The organism is Frateuria defendens (assembly GCF_001182895.1).
In the GTDB taxonomy this organism is placed as follows: domain Bacteria; phylum Pseudomonadota; class Gammaproteobacteria; order Xanthomonadales; family Rhodanobacteraceae; genus Frateuria_B; species Frateuria_B defendens.
In genome coordinates this window covers 16,871-35,150 of record NZ_LFQR01000095.1, presented here as the reverse complement: position 1 = coordinate 35,150, position 18,280 = coordinate 16,871, and the positions used below count along the sequence as shown (strand labels likewise).

Genomic DNA, 18,280 nt, shown 5'->3' with positions numbered 1-18,280 from the left:
GGAGCGAAACCCCGGCCAACATGCAGCAAGACCTCAACAACACGACAGAGAACCCATGAGCAGGCATAGTCCACTCAGGCGCGCAGGGCGCTGCCAGCAGCCTCCCGCAGGGCCTGGCCGATCCTCTGCAGCGTGCCCGAACGCACCGCCGCGTGCTGCCAGTACAACGGCACGTCGAGCCAGCGCGAGGGATCGACCACCACGATCTTCTTCGCGCGCAGCACCGGCTCGATGAGCGACTCCGGCGCGAGGCACCAGCCCAGACCGCGCGCGGCGGCATCGACGAAGCCGGTGGAAGTGGGCAGGTAGTGGATGGGCGGCGCCAGCCGGGCGCGCGTGACGCGGCGGACGAACCGCCATTGCAGCGCATCCTTGCGGTTGAAGACGATCATCGGCGCACACGCGAACGCCGCGGCGTCGAGGCCGCCGGCGAAAAAGCGCCTGGCGAACGCCGGCGAGGCGATGGCGCGGTAGCGCATCGTGCCGAGCGGGTGGACATTGCAGCCCTGCAGCGGCGTGGCCTGCGCGGTCACCGCGCCGAGCACGGAGCCGTCGCGCAGCAGGTCCAGCGTGTGGTCCTGGTCGTCGACGCGGATGTCGAACAGGTAGCCGTGCTGCTGGTGCAGCTGCGCCAGCGCGGCCACGAACCAGGTTTCCAGCGAATCGTCGTTGACGGCAATCGCGATCGCGCGCCCCGACGCCGCCGCCACGCCCTCCGGCCGGAAATCGGCCAGCGCCTCCGCCTCCAGCGCCTGCATCGGCCGCACCCGGCGCAGCAGTTGCTCGCCCGCCGGCGTCGGCCGGCACGGGACCTGGCGTACCACGAGCACCTGCCCGAGGCGGTCTTCCAGCGCCTTGATCCGCTGCGAGACGGCCGAGGGCGTGACCGAAAGCCGGCGCGAGGCGCCTTCGAAGCTGCCTTCCTCCAGCACGGCGGCGAAGGCGGCGAGTTGCGGATGGATGAGGTCCATGGTCGCCCCTAATCAGTTTTTCTTCATGGATCGAAGAAAAATTAGATTAACTTATCCATGGCGGCACGGCAGGCTACGCCTTCCACCTTTCAGGGCCACGCCATGCTCCTCGCTGCCGCCGCAGCCGGCTTCGCCGCCGGTGCCGGCCTCATCGTCGCCATCGGCGCCCAGAACGCCTTCGTCCTGCGCCAGGGCCTGCAGCGCAGCCATGTCGGCCTCACCATCGCCATCTGCATCGCCGGCGACGTTTCGCTGATCCTCGCCGGCGTCGCCGGCATCGGCTCGCTGGCGCATGCCTGGCCCTGGCTGCTTGAGGCGCTGCGCCTGGGCGGCGCGGCCTTTCTCGGCGCCTACGGCCTGATGGCGGCGCGGCGCGCATGGCGCGGCGCCGGAGCGCTGGCCCCCACGGCCGGCGGCGAGGCTGGCTGGCGCCGCACCCTGCTGGCCTGCCTCGCCTTCACCTTCCTCAACCCGCACGTCTATCTCGACACCATGGTGCTGCTCGGCAGCCTGTCCACGCGCTACCCGGGCATGACGCGCTGGGCGTTCGCCGCCGGCGCCTGCGGCGCCAGCGTGGCGTGGTTCGCCACCCTCGGCTACGGCGCGCGCCTGCTGCTGCCGGTGTTCCGCAACCCGGCCGCGTGGCGGGTGCTCGATGGGCTGATCGCCGCGTTCATGCTGGCGCTGGCCCTGCTGTTGCTGCTGCGCCCGCTCGACTGAGCGGCGCACCGGATCGCAGGCTGCCCCGCGCCGCTTCAACGCGGCAGGTGCGCGTACTTGTGCCGGGGCGCCAGCGATTCCAGCTCCACGCGGCAGGCCTCGCCGAATTCCATCAGGAAGCCCACGCCGCCTTCCTCGACGAAGGTCTTGATCTCGTGCAGCGAGCGGTTGGGCGCAAGGTGCTGGCGGCCTTCGAGCGCGCTGGCGGTGAGCTGCGGCAGGTAGGCGCTCGCGGCCATGCCGGCCGCGAGCGCAGCGCGGCGCGCCTCGTTCCAGGCAATGCGCGTCTCGGGGTTGCAGGATTCGGCCAGGTCGATCAGGTCCGCCAGCGCATAGGTCTTCGCGCCGTCGAGCGCGACCGGCTTCCGCGACGAGCACCTGCCGCCCGACCTGCGGCAGTTAGCGGTGGAGCGCTCCATGGGCGCCACGCTGGCCTTCGCGTGCGAGCTGCTGGGGCGCGCCCGCGCCGCTGTCGATGGCGCTGCGCGCCCCGGCGTGCCGCCTCGCGGCCTCACGCCGGCTCGCCGGCGTGAGGCCGGCGTTCGCCCAGCCCAGGAACCTGCTGGTGCTCGCGCAGCGCGACGCGGACGTGCCGCTGGCGCGCGCCAACCCGGTCGCGCTGCGCCTCGCCGTGGAGCAGTGCCAGCGCTACCTGGAAACATGGCGCAGGCGCGACGGCCTGGCCGCGCGCGTGCGCGACCTGCTCGCGCGCCAGCCGAGGGCGATGCCCTCGCTGGGCGAAGTGGCCTCGGCGCTGTGCATGTCCGAGCGCACGCTGCGGCGCCGGCTGCAGGAGGAAGGCACCCACTTCTCCGCACTCTGCGACGAAACCCGCCAGGCCATCGCCGAACAGTTGCTGACGATGCAGCGGCTGCCGATCGAGCAGATCGCCGAGCGCCTCGGCTACTCGGAAACGGCCGCTTTCATCCACGCCTTCAAGCGCCGGAAAGGACAGTTGCCGCACGCCTACCGGCTCGGCAGGGCATCGCGGGAGAAGTAGGCGGCTCCGGGCGCACGGTCCCGCTTCGCCGCGAACGGACGGCGAGCCGCCATCGCTGGGCTCGCGGTTGGCATTTCCCATGAATCGTGCGCGCGACCGTAGCGCACTGTCGATTCCGCGCCTCTTCGCTCGTCGTGGAAACAGCCCATGACGAGACGGTCCCCGCCGTGCCCTCCCAAGCTGTACGCGGCACGGCACCGCCGCCACTTCCCGCCCGGCACCCCGCCCCTGACGCCGGCCCCTGCAGGAGAAACGCCATGAACCAAGCCGCCCCCCTCGTCCCCGCCGCCGAGCTCGCCCGGCGCAACCGCGCGCGCATCCCCAACGAAAGCGAGGCCTACCGCTGCGCGCGGCAGGCGCTGCTGGCCGAGGAGATCGAGCTGCGCCGCCACATCGAGCGCGTGGCCGCACAGCGCCGCGCGCTGCCGCCCGGCGGCGAGGTCACCGGCGACTACCGCTTCGAGGGCGAAGCCGGCCCCACCGACTTCGCCGGCCTGTTCGGCGACAAGCAGACCCTGGTGGTCTACAGCTACATGTTCGGCCCGCAGCGCGAGCGCCCCTGCCCCATGTGCACCGCCCTGCTCGGCGCCTGGGACGGCGAGGCGCGCGACATCGAGCAGCGCGTGGCGCTAGCCGTGGTGGCGCGCTCGCCGATCGGGCGCCTCATCGCCTTCAAGAAGGAGCGCGGCTGGCGCGGCCTCAAACTGTATGCGGACCTCAACGGCGCCTACAGCCGCGACTACCAAGGCGTGGACGAGAACGGCGGCGACGAGCCGGCCATCAACGTCTTCACCCGCCGCGACGGCACCATCCGCCACTTCTGGAGCGGCGAGATGGGCTTCGAAACCGTCGACCCCGGCCAGGATCCGCGCGGCGCGCCGGACCCGATGCCGATCTGGACCATCCTCGACATGACGCCCGAGGGACGCGGCACGGACTGGTACCCGAAGCTCAGCTATGGCGACTGACGACTGATCCGGCCGGCGCCTGCTGACGAGTGCGCACCCGCGCTCCTCGCCTCGCAGGCGCCCGCCGGCAAGGCGCAAATTCAGACCGCGAAGCGCACGTTCTTCCCTGTCGGCGTGCTTTCCCCGGCGGCCACGCCCTGTTTTGCCCGCAAGATTTTTTGCACTGCAGCTTGATCCGCGGCGGCAGGCAGGACAGCATGCGCCGCCACGGGTGACACGATTCAGCAGATCGACGTCCTCCAGCAAAAGAACGCGCCGCTGACGCCCCATGGGCGGCCAGGGGCGAGGCGGCATGGCACGACGGTTGGGAGGGCTTCGGCATGTTCAGCTTGACCTGGGAAGAGGTGTGGCGCGCGCGCAGCACCGCCGCCATGAGGCACGAGTCGCCGGCCGCCACCGGGCCCGCCCCGGCACCGGCTTCGACGAACAAGACCGCACCGGCGGCCCGCCCCCGGCGCGATGGAACGACGGCGGCGTCGCACCGCCACCATCCCAAAGCGGCCGCCGCGCACGCCCCACGCGGCCCGGCACGGCGGCGCTCCGCCGAACGGACCGACACCCCACCCGCACCGGCATCGACCGTAACGCATCGCCGCGCGATGCGCGCCCCCGGCCGCTGATCACCCTCTGCCATCCGGCTGCACGGGGCACCGCCCCGAGCCCCCGCTCTCACTCGACCCAAGGTACCAACTGCCTTATGTCCATCTCGAACCATGCGCGCACGCTGCTCGCCACCGCCATCCTGACCGGCCTCAGTCCACTGGCCGCGGCCGCGGACTGGGCCGGCGGCATCACCCCCAAGATCAGCTACACCGGCGAGGGCGCCTCGCTGCTCGACGGCGGCAAGGACAAGGGCAGCGCCTACTCGGGCCAGCTCTTCCTCGGCGCCGACGCCGACTTCGACAAACTGTTCGGCTGGAGCGGCGCCTCCATGCACCTTGGCATCTCCAGCCGCCACGGCCAGAACCTGGCCGCGAAAAACATCGGCAACAGCACGTCCGTGCAGGAGATCTACGGCGGCCAGGGCGAGCGCCTAGCCAACCTGACGCTGGAGCAGAAATTCCTCGACGGGCGCATCGACATCGAGGGCGGCCGCACGGTGGCCAACATCCACTTCCTGGGCTCGGACCTGTGCGCCTATTTCCAGGACAACTCGGCCTGCGGCAACCCCACCTTCGTGTTCCGCACCAGCAACTTCACCTGGTGGCCGGTGTCGAGCTGGGGCGCGCACGCCAAGTTCTGGTTCACCCCCACCGTGTACCTGCACGTGGGCGCCTACGAGGACAACAACGCCCAGCAGGCCGACGGCGAACACGGACTCAACTGGCACAAGGACCACCTCGGCTACATCATGCCGTACGCGATCGGCTACAAGACCACGGCGGACACGGCGCGCCTGCCGGCGATGTACGAGATCGGCGGCTGGAAGGACAACACCACCTACGCCGACCCGCTCAAGGACGCCCACGGCCAGCCCGCGCTGCTGAGCGGCGAGAAGTACGCCACGCTGCAGGGCCGCTCGGGCGTCTACTTCCGCTTCGAGCAGCAGGTCACGCGGCCGGACCCGGGCAGCACGCGCGGCCTCATCCTGTTCGGCTCGGCCTTCAAGGGCACCTCCGGCCAGCTGATCGAGGATCACTACTTCTCCTTCGGCCTGGTGCAGAAAGGCACCTTCGACAGCCGCCCCGACGACAACATCGCCTTCGTCGTCACCCAGCAACACTATTCCGGCAACGCGCTGAAGAACCTGCGCATCGCCCGCGCGCTGGCCGGCGGCACCGGCACGCCGCCCTCCTCGATGACCATGATGGAACTGAGCTACGGCATCCAGGTTACGCGCAACTTCCGCCTCGCGCCCAACCTGCACTACATCATCCACCCCGACCAGTTCGCCGAGCCGGCGCGCCTGCGCAACCTCGACAACGCGCTGGTGGCGGGCCTGCGCATCGACTGGGTGCTGCTGTAAGAGCCTGTTCAAAGTCTTGCCGTTCGAAGAAGATCGCGGCAGCCGGATGCGAGGCCGGGGCGTTTCGATGGAGCGAAGAAAAAGCTCTTGGGCTTGTCGCGACCCTCACATCACGCTTCACCCGTCCCCTCACCCCGGAGGGGAGAGGGGGTACTAGCGCGACAAGGAACCCAACTGATGCGCCTGTTGCGGCTGTAGCTCCTTCGCCGGCTCATGTCCCGGCGCGCCCTGCAACTGCGCGCTGAAAGCGCTGCTCTGCGCCAGTGGCGTGTTGATCGCCTGGCCCACGTTCACTTCGGCGAGTTGCTTGAACGGCGAGCGCAGGTCGCCCTGCATCGCCCAGGCGCGCGAGCCCTCGTCGTTGAGCACCACATGGTCGATGCGCCGCAGGCCCTGGCGCTGGGCCTCGACAGCCAGCATGCCGGCGAAGTTTTCGCGCTGGCCTTCCGAGGCGCCGCCGCCGAGTTTCCGCACGCCCTCCAGGGCCTGGTGGTACAGCGCGTGATGGGGATGCCCCGGCTGGTTGAGCAGCGGGTGCGCGGCCTGTTCCTGCGCGTGCAGCTTGCCCTGCACCTGCAGCTGTTTCTGGGTCAGCGGACCGGCCTCGCCGTCGCGCTCGAGATGATGGTCGTGCTGGAACGCTTCCACCGCGGCCCTGGTGCGCGGACCGAAGTGCCCGTCCGCGCGCAACGGCTTACCGTCGGCGCCCCGGTAGCCCAGGTCGCGCAGGTGCTGCTGCAGTTCGGTGACGTCATGCCCCTTGTCGCCTTCCATGAGCACCGTGTGGCCGGCCGGCGCCGCATGTTTGGGTTTGGGCGGCGGCACCGCGGACGACTCGGGCTTGGGCGAAGGCGCCGCGCCAGGGGTGGTTGGCGTGGCCGGGGCCTTGACCGGCTTCTCCAGCTCCTGGGCGTACTTGGCGTACTTGTCCATCTGCTGGCCCATGCCCTTGTAGGCCTCGGCCACCGTCATGCTGCCGTCGCCATACAGGCCGGGATTGCGCTCGATCACCTTGCTCGACAGCACGTGATCCACGCGCTGGTTGGGGTCGGCCTTCAGCGCATCGAGGAACTTGATGCCGCCGCCCTGGCCAAGGCCGGCCTTGGCGGCCGCATCGGCTAGATCCTGTTCGCTTCCCAACGCTCGTCGATCCTGGACATGTCGTTTCCTCCGTGAATGCCGTCGCCCGGTGCGCGTTACTTGGCCCCGGGCAGCTGGTACGCATATGTCCCGGGATCGAAGTCCACCGTGATCTCCTCCACCTTGGCCTTCGCCCTGGTCTTGGTCACCACCAGCGGGAACAGGCCCGCGCCGGGACGTTCGGCAACCTTCAGCTCATAGGTCACGTCCTGCTCGTTCGACTTGGTCTGCGGGATGCGGCTGACGTCGACGAAGCCGCCCCGGCGCGGCATCACCAGGCTGTAGTCGGCCACCACCCTGCCCTGCCAGGCGCCGCCGCTGACGAACAGCCAGCCGTAGTCGCCCTGGTTGCTCAGCTTGACCAGGCCGGCCTTGTTGCAGCCGCAGTAGCCGTTGGTGCCGAATTCCATCGCGTTGTCCATCGCCACGAAGGTCCATTCGCCCTTGGCATCCACGCTCACCTGAAACGCGCCCATCAGGCCGGGATCGGTCTGGCCATAGCTGTAGCGGTTGTCGTCGTGGATGTCGTAGGCGTTGGCCGCATAGGCGAACAGCTGCTTGCCCTTGGCCGTGTCGACCAGTTCGGGCTTGCCCGGCTGCATGCAGTAGGTGAGGTCGTCGCCCTGCTCGGTGGTATGGGTATAGGTCCAGCAATCGTGCCTGGCGTCGTACTGCTTGCCGTACTGGTCTTCCATCACCGCCTTGACGATGGCGTTCACGTCCGGCGCGGGGGCGGCGCAGGCGGCCCGGCCCAGCAGCAGCACGGACAGGGTGAGTCCGGCCTTGGCGATCCTGTACATCCGACGTCTCCTTCGCATCACTCGTGGCCTCCTGCGAATTACAGTCGCGGCGGGACTTTACCGGCTTTGTCCGGCGCCGGGCGTAAGCGCGGTTAACGGTAGCGCGAGGATGTGAACGGCTTCATGCCACAGGTGCGGCGGGATGTTTCAGCGTCCCTGCTGCGCGAGCTGAGAGGGACTCACGCCCAGCACCCGCCGCATGCAGCGCGCCATATGGCCCGCATGGGCGGCGTCGCGGGGTGTCCGGCGCGTGCCGCAAGGAAGGCTGTTCTTTCAGGAAGAGTGCCCGAACGTCATTGCGGAAGAGGCGAAGCGCTTGTGGGGCACGGTCTAGTCGGCACGCTTCGCCGGTGCTCTGGGCGCGCCGCATTGATCGTGCACCGCCGCAAAAATTTGCGGCGACTTGATCCCGTTCTCATTCCGCAGTGGATGCCGCCGATAGACTGGCTGCGCCTGCGATCTGCCATGCGGATCGCTCATCACAAGGGAGAGCCGGCGCATTGCGTGCCCGGCGGGCCAAGGAAAGCCATTCACGGTTTCGACTCATGTCGCATCGGCCATCCGATCGCGACCGCGCGGCGTCGTGTCCGGCATTGGCCGCGCGGCAGGTGCTTTACGGAAATCCCACCCGGCAATGGAAAACAAATCAAGGAGTGTTGTTGTGAGCGATCTATCTTCCGATCATCGCGGGCTCTCGCTGGCCGCCGCGAGCCGTCGTCCGCGCCTGGGGCGCTGCCACCGTGCCGCCCTGGCGGCACTGCTGGGGCTGATGCCTCTCGCCCAGTGCTGGGCCGGTGCGCAAACCCTGTCGTCCACCGCTACGGATTTCGGCTTCGAGAGCGACAGCCCCTACGCGCCGCCGCAGGGCTTCGACGTCGCCGGCTCGGTCGCGGTCAGCGCCAGCCGGGCGCGCTCCGGCGCGCAGTCGGTGAGCTTCACGCGCGGCGCATCGGACGTGGGCGTGTACCTGCGCAAGGACTTCGCTGCCTCCGGCAGCGGACGCATCAAGCTCTCGGTGTACGTGCCCTCGGCGGCCACGGCCAACACCTACCTCTCCCTGTTCCAGGACAGCTACAGCGCCGATCCGGACCGCGTCCTCGAACTGGCGCTGCAGCCGGACGGCCAGCTCAGGAACCGCACGCCCGGCGGCGTGGCGATCGCCGGCGCGTATGCGCTCGACGCCTGGAACGACGTGGAGATCCTGTGGGACGGCATCGCCAGCGACGGCCGCTACACGCTGCTCCTCAACGGCAAGCTGGTCGGCCGGCTGCCGGTGGCGCAGAGCGGCAAGCTGCCGGCCCGCTTCGAGGTCAAGTACGGCGCGAACGACCTCGGCGGCGGCACCGCCAGCATCTACGTGGACAACGTCGCCATCCGCGACGCCGTCGGCTTCGACCCCGTGCACTGGAAGATCACCCTGCCGGACGGCACGGAGCGCGGCACGGCCTGGCTCGCGGACGGCAACACCAACAGCGCCTTCTACTACAAGGGCGACGGCTCGCTGGTGTTCCGCTGCCCCAACATCGCCGGCACCACCGCCAACAGCCACTACTCGCGCTCTGAGTTGCGCGAGATGATCGGCGGCGCCGACCCGGACGTGCAGGACCGCGGCTTCACCGCGAACAATTGGGTGCTGTCCACCTCGAGTGGATCGATCAAGAGCCTGATGGGCGGCATCGACGGCGACCTGCGGGCCACGCTGAAGGTGGACCACGTCTCCACCACCGGCGATGCGTACAAGATCGGCCGGCTGATCATCGGCCAGATCCACGCCTCCGAGAACGAGCCGCTGCGCCTCTACTACCGCAAGCTGCCCGGCAACGGCAAAGGCGCCATCTACTTCGCCCACCAGATTCCGGGCGGCTCGGACACCTGGTACGAAATGATCGGCAGCCGCGCCGACAACGCCGGCGACCCCGCCGACGGCATCGCCCTGGGCGAGCCCTTCAGCTACGCGGTGAAGGCCCGCGGGCGCCAACTCACCGTGACCGTGTCCCGTCCCGGCAAGCCCGACGTGGCGAAGACCATCACCATGGACGCCGGCTACAACGACGACTGGATGTACTTCAAGGCCGGCGTGTACAACCAGAACAACTCCGGCTCCAGCTCGGACTACGCGCAGGCGACGTTCTACAGCGTGACGGCCAGCCATCCGGAGCCCTGACGCCGGCCCCCCACGGAAGCACGAAGCCGGGCCCCGCGCCCGGCTTCGCCGCGGCGGCATGTCAGCAGTGCCGCTCTCCGGCTGCCGAGCATTCCCGCCGCCGGCGCAGTACCCTCGAAGCGTCGGCGACCCGGGAGGTGAGACGACATGATCGAGGGCATCCGAAAAGGCACGCAGGTGGAACTCTGGCAGGCCCTGGTGCAGGAGGCGGGCGGGCTGACCGGCCGGCCGCTGGACGAATCGCGCGAGAGCTACCTGGTGTTCGTGCTGCTGCGCTACCAGCGCGACGCCTGGCTGCTGTCGCACGCGCTGGGCATGGATTGGCTGCAAGCGCAAACGCAGGCGGGCAGCGCCCGCGCCGAAGCCTTGCGCGACGTCGGCGACCGCTGCCTGCTGGTGGCTGGCCTGTTCCCCGGCCTGGCCGAGCGGCGGCGGGTGAGCGTGGACTACTTCATCGACATCGGCCGCAGCGCCTACCAGGGCGCGGCGGACGCGACGCGGCAAGCCTACGCCTCGCTCTACGCGCAGCTGGCGCGCAGCTACCGGGAGCTGGTGGAAACCCTGGGCGCCATGCGGGCGCTGCCAGGGGCATCGGACCTGATCCGATTCAGCCGCTGAGGCGGGCCGCAGGCCCTGGCGCGACCTCTGGCGATCACTGCGCCGGCGCGGCGAAACCGCCAGCGCGACGGCGCGGCGCGGTCCTTCCGCGCCTGCCAAGCCGGCGGCCCGCAAAACCCGCAGCGCCACCTTGCGCCGCGCGCTCCATCGTTCGGCGCGCAAGCGACTTCGACGAGCCGGCCACCCGGCGCCTTGAGGCGCTCTTCGCCTCGCGTGGAGGAAAATGCCCCTACGCCGCCGCCGGTGATCGACACATGGAACCCCGCCCGCCCCCCGAGGCCGTCCGACTGTGCTGCGACCGCATGCTGGCGGGCCTGGCCCGCTGGCTGCGCGCGGCCGGCTACGACACCACGGTGGCCGCCGCGGACGAAACCGACCGCGCCATCGCCGAACGATGCTGCGAAGCGCGGCGCGTGCTGCTCACCTGCGACCGCCACCTCGCCGCCCACCCGCCCGCCGGCCTCGACGTGCGGCGGCTCATCGTCAACGACGCCGACGCCCAGGCGCTGCAACTGGCCCAGGCGCTCGGCATCGACTGGACCCTTGCGCCGTTCACCCGCTGCCTGCTCGACAACACGCCGCTGCGGGAGGCCAGCGCGGACGAGCGGGCCGGCATGCCGCCCCTGGCGCGCGAGCTGCAGGGGCCGTACCGGGCCTGCCCCGCCTGCGGCCGCGTGTACTGGCCCGGGAGTCATGTGCGGCGCATGGCGAGGCGCCTGGCGCAGTGGCGCGAGCAAGCGGCACACGAGCACGACCCGGTGCGCCACCGGCAACCGATGCGCTGACAGCGAGCCGCCCCGCGCCGCTTCGCCGCGCGATGCCCGCGGTCAGCGGGCGCGCAGCCAGCTCAGGTAAAGGGCATCCCCGCGGTCTTCGACGCGACGGCTCTCGCGCCCCTGCAACACCACGCCCCAGCGCGTCGGCTGGCCGTCGCCCGGCCCCGCGCTCACCCGCACCTCCACGCCGGGCGGCAGCGGCGTGCGGGTGGCCAGCACCAGGCCGCCGTCCGACTCCGCCAGCAACTGCGCGAGCATGCAGCCGTCGGCCGCCTCCCAGCCGCAGATGACCCGGATCTCCACCTCCTGCGGCGGCAGGTGGCTGCGATGGTCGATGCTCCAGCCATCGACCTTCTTCAGCAGTTCGTTCAAGTGCGGATCGCTCCAGTCCACACTGCTGACCGTGACCTGCGAGCGCGTCTTGTCATGGCCCATACTGGCCCCCTCGTTCCATCGGAACCGGCGCCGCCGCAGGCGATCCATGCCGACGGCATCGCGCCCTGATCCAGCAAGAAAAAGACCGGAGTGTTCGAACCGAACGCTAGCACGACCGCAACGCCTGCGCATTGGAACGGCCGGCCGGTGCGAAGCCGGCGGGCATCGGCCAAATGGCGTATGGCCTCGGCTTCGTGGCACTGGCCCTCGCCGTAAGGCAACGCCGCAGCGAGCAGCCGCGAGACTGCCGATACGCACCGACAACACCAACCCGTCAGTGGCGGGCCAAGGTACCTGCTCCCTCCTTGCGTGCAGGGGGAGGAGCCAAGCCGCGTCAACGGCAAGACTTTGGACAGGCCCTCAGGCCGGCGCGTCGGCCCCGTGCGCCAAGGCATAGTCGATCGCCGCGCACACCGCCGCCACCTGCGCGGCGTTGCACTGCGCGGGCGTGGCGCGCGGGCTGTCGGGGTAGACCTCGGTGGTGGTGGTGTAGCGCGCGCCGGTGATGCCGGCGCAGAGGCCGAGCCGGGCGAGCGCGTAGTCGATGACCCCGGGCGCCACCACCGGCGAGCCGATGATCTCGCCGTTGCGGTCGGCCGGCGCGATGTGGGTGACCTTCGCCACCGCCGCGATCACCGCCTGCTGGAACTGCGGCTGCGGATTCTCGCTGTCGCCGACCAGGTAGAAGCCGTCCGGGATCTCGCCCGGCTCGTAGTCCTGGCCGTCGCGCGCGGCCAGTGCGGGGCGGAATTCCGACTCGTCGGTGTCGGTGGTCTCGTGCAGGTCGATGTGCAGCAGGAAGCGGCCGCGCAGCGGCGCCACCAGGCGCATCAGCGCCGCCGATTCCTCCGCCGGGCTGTGCTCGCGGAAGGAGCGGTTGGGGTCGATCGCATGCGCGTTCCAGCGGTGGATGCGCTCGTAGGCCCAGGGGCTGACGCACGGCGCGACCAGCAGGTTGGCCCGCCCCGCGTAGTCCCCGGCATGCCGCTCGACGAACTGCAGCGCGCCGTGCACGCCGCTGGTCTCGTAGCCGTGCACGCCGCCGGTCACCAGCACGCAGGGCAGAGCGTCGCGCCAGTCGCGGCTCTTGATCGCGAACAGCGGGTAGCTGTCGGGCGCATAGTCCAGCCGCCCGTACTCCACCACGTCGAAGCGCGCGCGCAGGGTGTCGATCCTGTCCACCACGTCCGCTGCGTAGCTGCGCCGGCGGGTCTGCCGCGACACCCAGTCGGCGACTTCCCCGGGCCCCCAGGGCACGCCGGGCTTGCCGATCGGATAAGAGGCGTGGGTCGTCATGGCGCTGCGCGTTCCAAGTAGGTGAAAGCGCGACACTCTAGCATTCACCCCGCCGCCGCCCGCGCAACCGGGCCGGCCCGGACGCCGGTGGGTTACGATGCCGGCCTTTCGCCGCCATGGCGGCCCGCCGCCGTTCCAAGGAGATCGCCCTACGTGTCGCACTATGCCGGCCCCCTGCTCACGCGCCCCGTCGCCGAGGCCCTGCTGGCCGCGCGCGAGGCCGGCGACGGCGCATGGACGGGCTCGCTGGATCTCGGCCGCTCGCACGGCAGCATGCCGCTGGAGGCGGACGCCTGGTCGTGGAAAGGCCAGCGCTACCCGTATCCGCCCAAGCTGAAAGACCGCACGATCTACTACTGGGACGGCGAGGCGTTCGCGCCGGCGTCGCGCTTCGCCGGCTCGCTGATCAAGCTGGTGCCCACCGAATGGGGCGCGCCCACCTTCGAGATCGACGGCATCAAGATGCTGCCCACCGCGAAGGAGTCGCCGTTCGAGGATGCGCGCCGCAAGGTGGCGCTGGTCGAGCCGCGCGGCAAGGTGCTGCTCGACACCTGTGGCGGCCTGGGCTATTTCGCGGCCGGCTGCCTGGAGGCGGGCGTGGCGCGCATCCACTCCTTCGAGAAGAACCCCGACGTGCTGTGGCTGCGCACGCTCAACCCGTGGTCACCCGATCCCGACGCGCCCGCCAGCGGCGGCCGCCTGCAACTCACCCATGCCGACGTGTCGCAGGCCATTGCGCAGGTCGCCGACGCCTCGGTGGACGCACTGCTGCACGACCCGCCGCGCTTCGGCATCGCCGGCGAACTCTACTCGCAGGCCTTCTACGACCAGTTGGCGCGCGTACTGCGCCGCGGCGGCCGCCTGTTCCACTACACCGGCAGCCCGAACAAGCTCACCAGCGGCCGCGACGTGCCGCGCGAGGTGGCCAGGCGCCTGGAGAAGGCCGACTTCAAGGCGCAGCTGGCGCTGGACGGCGTCTTGGCGATACGGCGCTAGCCCGTTTCTTTCGGCGCGATCACATCGCCGTTGCTGGCGTCGCCAACTCATGACGATGCGGGGGGAAGCCCCGACCGGCGAGCCGGCGGCTTGCAGGCAGTACGCGGCGAAGGCCCCGGCCGCCGCCATGGCTTGACGATACCCGTACGCCGGAAGCCGCTACGATCGACACTCCGTACGCCGCCGGCGCCCCGCCCGCATGACCTGGACCGAGAAACGCAGCGCCCCGGGGGTTTCCCGCAGCTCCATGACGATCGCCGCGCTGTCCACGGTCGTCGAGTGGTACGACTTCACGCTGTACCTCTATCTGGCCACCGTGCTGTCGCGGGTCTTCCTGGGCGGCGGTGAAACCTCGCTGCTGGTGACGCTGGCAGGCTTCGCCATGGCCTATGGCATGCGCCCCCTGGGCGCCATCGTGTTCGGCCATATCGGCGACAGGATCGGGCGGCGAACCGTGCTGCTGCTGTCCATGACCCTGATGACGCTGGCGATGCTCGCCACCGCCCTGCTGCCCACCTACGAGAGCCTCGGCCCGGCGGCCGGCGGGCTCCTGCTGCTGCTTCGCTGCTTCATGGCCTTCTCGGTGGGCGGCGAGTACACGGGCGTGGTCGCCTATCTGCTGGAAGGCGCGCGCGAGGACCGGCGCGGCTTGGTCACGTCCACGGCATCGGCCGCCAGCGAGGTCGGGGCCTTGCTGGCCGTGGCGGTTTCCGCGCTGACGGTAGGCTCCATGAGCGCCGCCAGCCTCGACGCCTGGGGCTGGCGCATCCCGTTTTTCGTGGGCGCGGCGCTTGCGGGCGGGGTCTGGATCGCGCGTTCCACCATGCAGGAATCGCCGGATTTCGTGCGGCAGGTGGCGCAGCGCACCGTCCCCGCCTCCCCCATCCGCCACACGCTCGCGCACCACCGGGCCGCTTTGTTCCGGACGTTCGCCATCTCGGCGCTGGGGTCGATCACCTATTACGTCGGCATCACCTATGTGCCGACCTTCCTGACTACGTCGGCCACGCTCGGCGAGAGCCGTTCGCTGTGGCTGTCGACCATCGCGGCGGTGGCGGTGATCCTCGCCACGCCGCTGGCGGGCACGCTGTCGGACCGCGTCGGGCGCAAGCCGGTACTGATCGGGCTGGCCCTCGCCTGCACCTTGCTTCCGCTCACGACGTTCGCCTTCATGGCGCGCGGGTCCGCGGCGCAGATCGCCTGCGGCGCCATCGTGCTGGCCTGCCTCGCGGGCGGCGTGAGCGCGGTGGGCGCGCCGGCGACCGCCGAACAATTTCCCGGCGAGGGACGCCTCAGCGGGCTGGCCCTGGGGGTTACGACCGCCACCGCGCTCTTCGGCGGCCTGACGCCGTTCCTGGCCGAGTTCCTGATCAAGGCAACGGGATGGAACGCCATGCCCGGCGCCATGATCGCCGCGGTGGCCCTGGCCGTCTTACCCTTGTTCCTGGCCATGCCGGAAACGTGTCCCGCGCAGGCCAAGGCAAGACCGTGGTTACGTGGTGCGCGGAAACGGTAGGGCACCACTCCGAGGCGCCTGTCAGGCTCAAGGAGGCCAAGCTCAGCTTGCGCAGAGGCCATCCGCGAGGTCGACTCAATGAGCTGCATCCCGCTTCGCCCCGCAAGACCCATTCACCCGTGGCCGCCACCAAATCAGCGCGCAGCCTGCACCACCAGCGCCTGGATCCGGCCGACCACCGGCCCGGAGCCGAACTGCGCCGCCAGGGCCGCGGCGGCGACCGCCGTGGCCTCTTCCAGCCACGCCGCCTGGCGCGCCTCGATCTCGCCGCGCAGCGGCGTGCCCTGGCAGTAGGCCAGGGCCGGAATGCCGGGCGTCTCCGCGCGGCTGATCGCGGTGACGGTCTCGATCGCTGGCGGCCCGGCAAAGCCGGCCAACGCCAGGTCGCGGGCAATCGCCTCCGCCGAGAAGTAACCGTGGGGCAGGCGTGCAAGGAAACCTGGCGGGTCATCCGGAAACAGTCCGGCGACGGCGTTGCTCACCACCCGCGCGAAATCGTTCGTCTCGATCCGGTCCCACACGTTGAACAGCAGCGTGCCACCGGGGCGAAGCACGCGGCGCGCCTCGGCAAAGGCGTGCACCTTGTCCGGAAAGAACATCACACCGAACTGACAGACCACGGCATCGAACGAGGCATCGGCAAACGGCAAGGCCATCGCGTCCGCCTGGCGCCAGGTCACCGCCCTGGTGGTGCCCTGCGCCTGCGCCACCGCCAACATCGACGCGTTGAGATCGGTGGCGACGAGCTGCACGTCGGGCGGCAACCGCGCCGCCAACTCGCGCGTCACCACGCCCGTACCGGCCGCCAGCTCCAACACGCTCGCCACCGCCAGCGGCGCCAGCCGCGCGACGAGGTCCACCGCGTAGGGCGCAAAGATCAGCGGCACCAGGTGATCCTGGTAAAGCGCGGCGATAGCGTCGCCGAATCGAATGTCGTTTCCCGACGGTTGCATGATGCGCGTGACTCCGGCCACGTGACGCACAGAGCCTACGCCGCTGCCGAAGAACGTGCCGGGAACCGAGGGCGTACGGGCGGCGGCGTTCCCGGCCGGTGCCGGCAGGAGGCGCTGCCCCCTCCATTCCCGCCGCGTGCGCCGATCCGTGGGCCGTGGCCGAAGCCGGGACCCGATGCTTCACCGGCATCCATCCACGCATGGCCCACCACGCCCCCGCCAGAAGTGGCCCTGCCCCGGTCGCGACCGGAACATGGCCGCCGAACCCGACTAAGCTCGATGGCTTCCGAAGACGCACGTCGCCGCCTCGCGCACGCGACGGTTGTCCATTCTCCGGCCCGCCGTTCGTCGGGTAGACAAGGCGGACACGTCGATCCGCACGGGAGCCCTGCCATGAGAAAGCTCATTGTCCCCGCCTTCATCAGCCTCGATGGCGTCATCCAGGCGCCCGGCGGCCCGGAGGAAGACCGCGGCGACGGCTTCGCCTACGGCGGCTGGGTCTGGCCCTATGCCGACGAGTCCGATGAGTTGATGGACGGCCTGTTCAAGCGTCCCTTCGAGTTGCTGCTCGGGCGCCGCACCTACGACATCTTCGCCGGGTATTGGCCGCACGTGGCGGAGGACGCACCGCACCGCGGCATCGCCGACCTGTTCAACGGCACCGCCAAGCACGTCGCCACCCACCACCCCGACACGCTCGGATGGCAGAACAGCCGCGCCCTGGGCCCGGACATCGTCGCCACGGTGCGCGAACTCAAGCGCAGCGACGGCCCCGACCTGGTCACCCAGGGCAGCAGCGAACTGGCGCATCAACTGCTGGCCACGGACCTGGTCGATGAGCTGGTCCTGCTGGTCTTCCCGGTCCTGCTCGGTCGCGGCAAGCGGCTGTTCGACGATCACGCCCAGGCGGCCGCGTTCCGGCTCCAGGCGTCCAAGACCTCGCCCACCGGCGTGCTGACCAACCGCTACGTTCGCGAGGGCGAGGTGCGAACCGGGTCGGTGTGAGCCCGGCCGATCGAGCGGCTGCCCAGAAGAGACCCGGCTCTATCCTGCGGGCTTCGCTCCCCTGCCGCCATGCCGGGCCGCCAGCTTGCTGGCGACTGCCCCGGCCCGTATTCGTTCCAGGGTGTGCTTGAGAACGCACACTTCGCCCTGATGCTGTGCAGGCCAAGACCCTTCCAGCATGTGCCCATGTTCGACAAACTCAGAAACTGGCGTGTACGACGCACCGTCGCGCGGCATCCCATCGGCGAATCGCTGTGGCAGGACGCGCTGCGGCGGTGCGCGCCGGCGCGTCGGCTGGGCGCCTCCGACCAGGCCACGCTGCGCGTGCTGGCCACGCTGTTCCTGGAAGCCAAGTCGCTGGAGCCCACCCAGGGCTTGCAACTCGGCGACGCCGACCGGGTGCTGCTCGCGACCCACGCCTGCATTCCCATCCTGAAACTGGGCCTGGACTGGTACGACGGCTGGCACAGCGTCATCGTGTATCCGAGCGCGTTCATTCCACGTCGCCCGCACATGGATGCCACGGGGGTGGTGCACCAGACCGACAGCGCGTTGGCCGGCGAGGCCTGGGGGCGCGGGCCGGTGATCCTGTCGTGGGCGGATGTGCTGAACCCCGGCAAGAGGCCGGGACACAACGTGATCATCCATGAGATGGCCCACAAGCTCGACATGCTCAACGGCGACGCCAACGGCTTTCCGCCCTTGCACCGGCGCATGAACCGCCGCGTGTGGACGCAGGCCCTCTCCAGCGCCTGGGACCGCCTGCGCGGCGAGTACCGCGAGGGGCTTCCCCTGCCGATCGACCCGTATGGGCTGGAAAGCCCGGCCGAGTTCTTCGCGGTGGTCAGCGAGCAGTTTTTCGAGGAGCCGGCCGCGTTGCGGGAGCATTTGCCGGAGGTGTATCGGCAGTTGGAGCTGTTTTATCGGCAGCATCCGTACTGATTTGCATGAGCGTC

Annotated in this window: 18 protein-coding genes; 11 read left to right on the top strand and 7 right to left on the bottom strand. The window is 70.1% G+C overall.

The window, feature by feature from the left end:
• Positions 1 to 74 precede the first annotated feature (74 nt).
• On the bottom strand, positions 75 to 971 hold the full coding sequence (locus tag ACH65_RS13120) for a LysR family transcriptional regulator ArgP (protein ID WP_049623052.1): 897 nt from the start codon (positions 969 to 971) through the stop codon (positions 75 to 77).
• Between the two features lie 102 nt (positions 972 to 1,073).
• Here ACH65_RS13120 and ACH65_RS13115 point away from each other — a divergent pair, with 102 nt between their 5' ends.
• Positions 1,074 to 1,691, top strand: a complete 618-nt coding sequence (locus ACH65_RS13115) for a LysE/ArgO family amino acid transporter (RefSeq protein WP_049623051.1) — start codon at positions 1,074 to 1,076, stop codon at positions 1,689 to 1,691.
• A gap of 35 nt (positions 1,692 to 1,726) precedes the next feature.
• Here ACH65_RS13115 and ACH65_RS20595 read toward each other — a convergent pair whose 3' ends face one another.
• On the bottom strand, positions 1,727 to 2,110 hold the full coding sequence (locus ACH65_RS20595; RefSeq protein ID WP_049623050.1) for a hypothetical protein: 384 nt from the start codon (positions 2,108 to 2,110) through the stop codon (positions 1,727 to 1,729).
• 110 nt (positions 2,111 to 2,220) lie between these two features.
• On the opposite strand from ACH65_RS20595, the gene ACH65_RS13105 reads away from it, so the two are divergent.
• From ACH65_RS13105 to ACH65_RS13095, 3 genes are all read left to right on the top strand, one after another.
• Positions 2,221 to 2,691: a helix-turn-helix transcriptional regulator gene (locus ACH65_RS13105; protein ID WP_153242595.1), complete on the top strand. Its 471-nt coding sequence runs from the start codon at positions 2,221 to 2,223 to the stop codon at positions 2,689 to 2,691.
• Between the two features lie 257 nt (positions 2,692 to 2,948).
• Positions 2,949 to 3,659 carry a DUF899 family protein gene (locus tag ACH65_RS13100; protein ID WP_049623049.1) on the top strand — a complete coding sequence of 237 codons (711 nt, stop codon included), beginning with the start codon at positions 2,949 to 2,951 and terminating at the stop codon, positions 3,657 to 3,659.
• A 697-nt stretch (positions 3,660 to 4,356) separates the two neighbouring features.
• Positions 4,357 to 5,625, top strand: coding sequence for a carbohydrate porin (locus ACH65_RS13095; RefSeq protein WP_049623048.1), 1,269 nt, complete (start codon positions 4,357 to 4,359; stop codon positions 5,623 to 5,625).
• A gap of 153 nt (positions 5,626 to 5,778) precedes the next feature.
• Here the strand turns inward: ACH65_RS13095 and ACH65_RS13090 are convergent, their stop codons facing one another.
• Both ACH65_RS13090 and ACH65_RS13085 read right to left on the bottom strand, forming a co-directional pair.
• The gene (locus ACH65_RS13090; protein ID WP_049623047.1) at positions 5,779 to 6,765 is read right to left on the bottom strand and encodes a peptidoglycan-binding domain-containing protein; all 987 of its coding nucleotides are present in this window, start codon (positions 6,763 to 6,765) and stop codon (positions 5,779 to 5,781) included.
• Between the two features lie 56 nt (positions 6,766 to 6,821).
• The gene (locus tag ACH65_RS13085) at positions 6,822 to 7,565 is read right to left on the bottom strand and encodes a hypothetical protein (RefSeq protein WP_049623046.1); all 744 of its coding nucleotides are present in this window, start codon (positions 7,563 to 7,565) and stop codon (positions 6,822 to 6,824) included.
• A 661-nt stretch (positions 7,566 to 8,226) separates the two neighbouring features.
• On the opposite strand from ACH65_RS13085, the gene ACH65_RS18485 reads away from it, so the two are divergent.
• The 3 genes from ACH65_RS18485 to ACH65_RS13070 all read left to right on the top strand — a co-directional run bounded on the left by ACH65_RS18485 (position 8,227) and on the right by ACH65_RS13070 (position 11,132).
• Complete coding sequence (locus ACH65_RS18485) at positions 8,227 to 9,729, top strand: polysaccharide lyase family 7 protein (RefSeq protein WP_161805612.1); 1,503 nt, start codon at positions 8,227 to 8,229, stop codon at positions 9,727 to 9,729.
• A 147-nt stretch (positions 9,730 to 9,876) separates the two neighbouring features.
• Positions 9,877 to 10,347, top strand: coding sequence for a hypothetical protein (locus ACH65_RS13075; protein WP_049623045.1), 471 nt, complete (start codon positions 9,877 to 9,879; stop codon positions 10,345 to 10,347).
• 254 nt (positions 10,348 to 10,601) lie between these two features.
• The gene (locus tag ACH65_RS13070) at positions 10,602 to 11,132 is read left to right on the top strand and encodes a Mut7-C RNAse domain-containing protein (RefSeq protein ID WP_049623044.1); all 531 of its coding nucleotides are present in this window, start codon (positions 10,602 to 10,604) and stop codon (positions 11,130 to 11,132) included.
• 42 nt (positions 11,133 to 11,174) lie between these two features.
• Here ACH65_RS13070 and ACH65_RS13065 read toward each other — a convergent pair whose 3' ends face one another.
• Both ACH65_RS13065 and ACH65_RS13060 read right to left on the bottom strand, forming a co-directional pair.
• Positions 11,175 to 11,558: a hypothetical protein gene (locus tag ACH65_RS13065; RefSeq protein ID WP_049623043.1), complete on the bottom strand. Its 384-nt coding sequence runs from the start codon at positions 11,556 to 11,558 to the stop codon at positions 11,175 to 11,177.
• Between the two features lie 360 nt (positions 11,559 to 11,918).
• Positions 11,919 to 12,854: a M14 family metallopeptidase gene (locus ACH65_RS13060; RefSeq protein ID WP_049623042.1), complete on the bottom strand. Its 936-nt coding sequence runs from the start codon at positions 12,852 to 12,854 to the stop codon at positions 11,919 to 11,921.
• A gap of 153 nt (positions 12,855 to 13,007) precedes the next feature.
• Here ACH65_RS13060 and ACH65_RS13055 point away from each other — a divergent pair, with 153 nt between their 5' ends.
• Entirely contained in the window at positions 13,008 to 13,850 is an 843-nt protein-coding gene (locus ACH65_RS13055) for a class I SAM-dependent methyltransferase (RefSeq protein ID WP_049623041.1), read from the top strand.
• Between the two features lie 199 nt (positions 13,851 to 14,049).
• Entirely contained in the window at positions 14,050 to 15,366 is a 1,317-nt protein-coding gene (locus tag ACH65_RS13050) for an MFS transporter (RefSeq protein WP_049623040.1), read from the top strand.
• 134 nt (positions 15,367 to 15,500) lie between these two features.
• Here the strand turns inward: ACH65_RS13050 and ACH65_RS13045 are convergent, their stop codons facing one another.
• A complete protein-coding gene (locus tag ACH65_RS13045) occupies positions 15,501 to 16,319 on the bottom strand; it encodes a class I SAM-dependent methyltransferase (protein ID WP_049623039.1) in 819 nt (272 codons plus the stop codon).
• 393 nt (positions 16,320 to 16,712) lie between these two features.
• Between ACH65_RS13045 and ACH65_RS13040 the strand changes: the two genes are divergently transcribed.
• Together ACH65_RS13040 and ACH65_RS13035 are read left to right on the top strand one after the other, a co-directional pair.
• Positions 16,713 to 17,324 (top strand): dihydrofolate reductase family protein, encoded by a 612-nt coding sequence (locus ACH65_RS13040; RefSeq protein ID WP_049623038.1) that lies wholly within the window; start codon positions 16,713 to 16,715, stop codon positions 17,322 to 17,324.
• Between the two features lie 186 nt (positions 17,325 to 17,510).
• A complete protein-coding gene (locus ACH65_RS13035) occupies positions 17,511 to 18,266 on the top strand; it encodes a M90 family metallopeptidase (RefSeq protein ID WP_049623037.1) in 756 nt (251 codons plus the stop codon).
• Positions 18,267 to 18,280 lie beyond the last annotated feature (14 nt).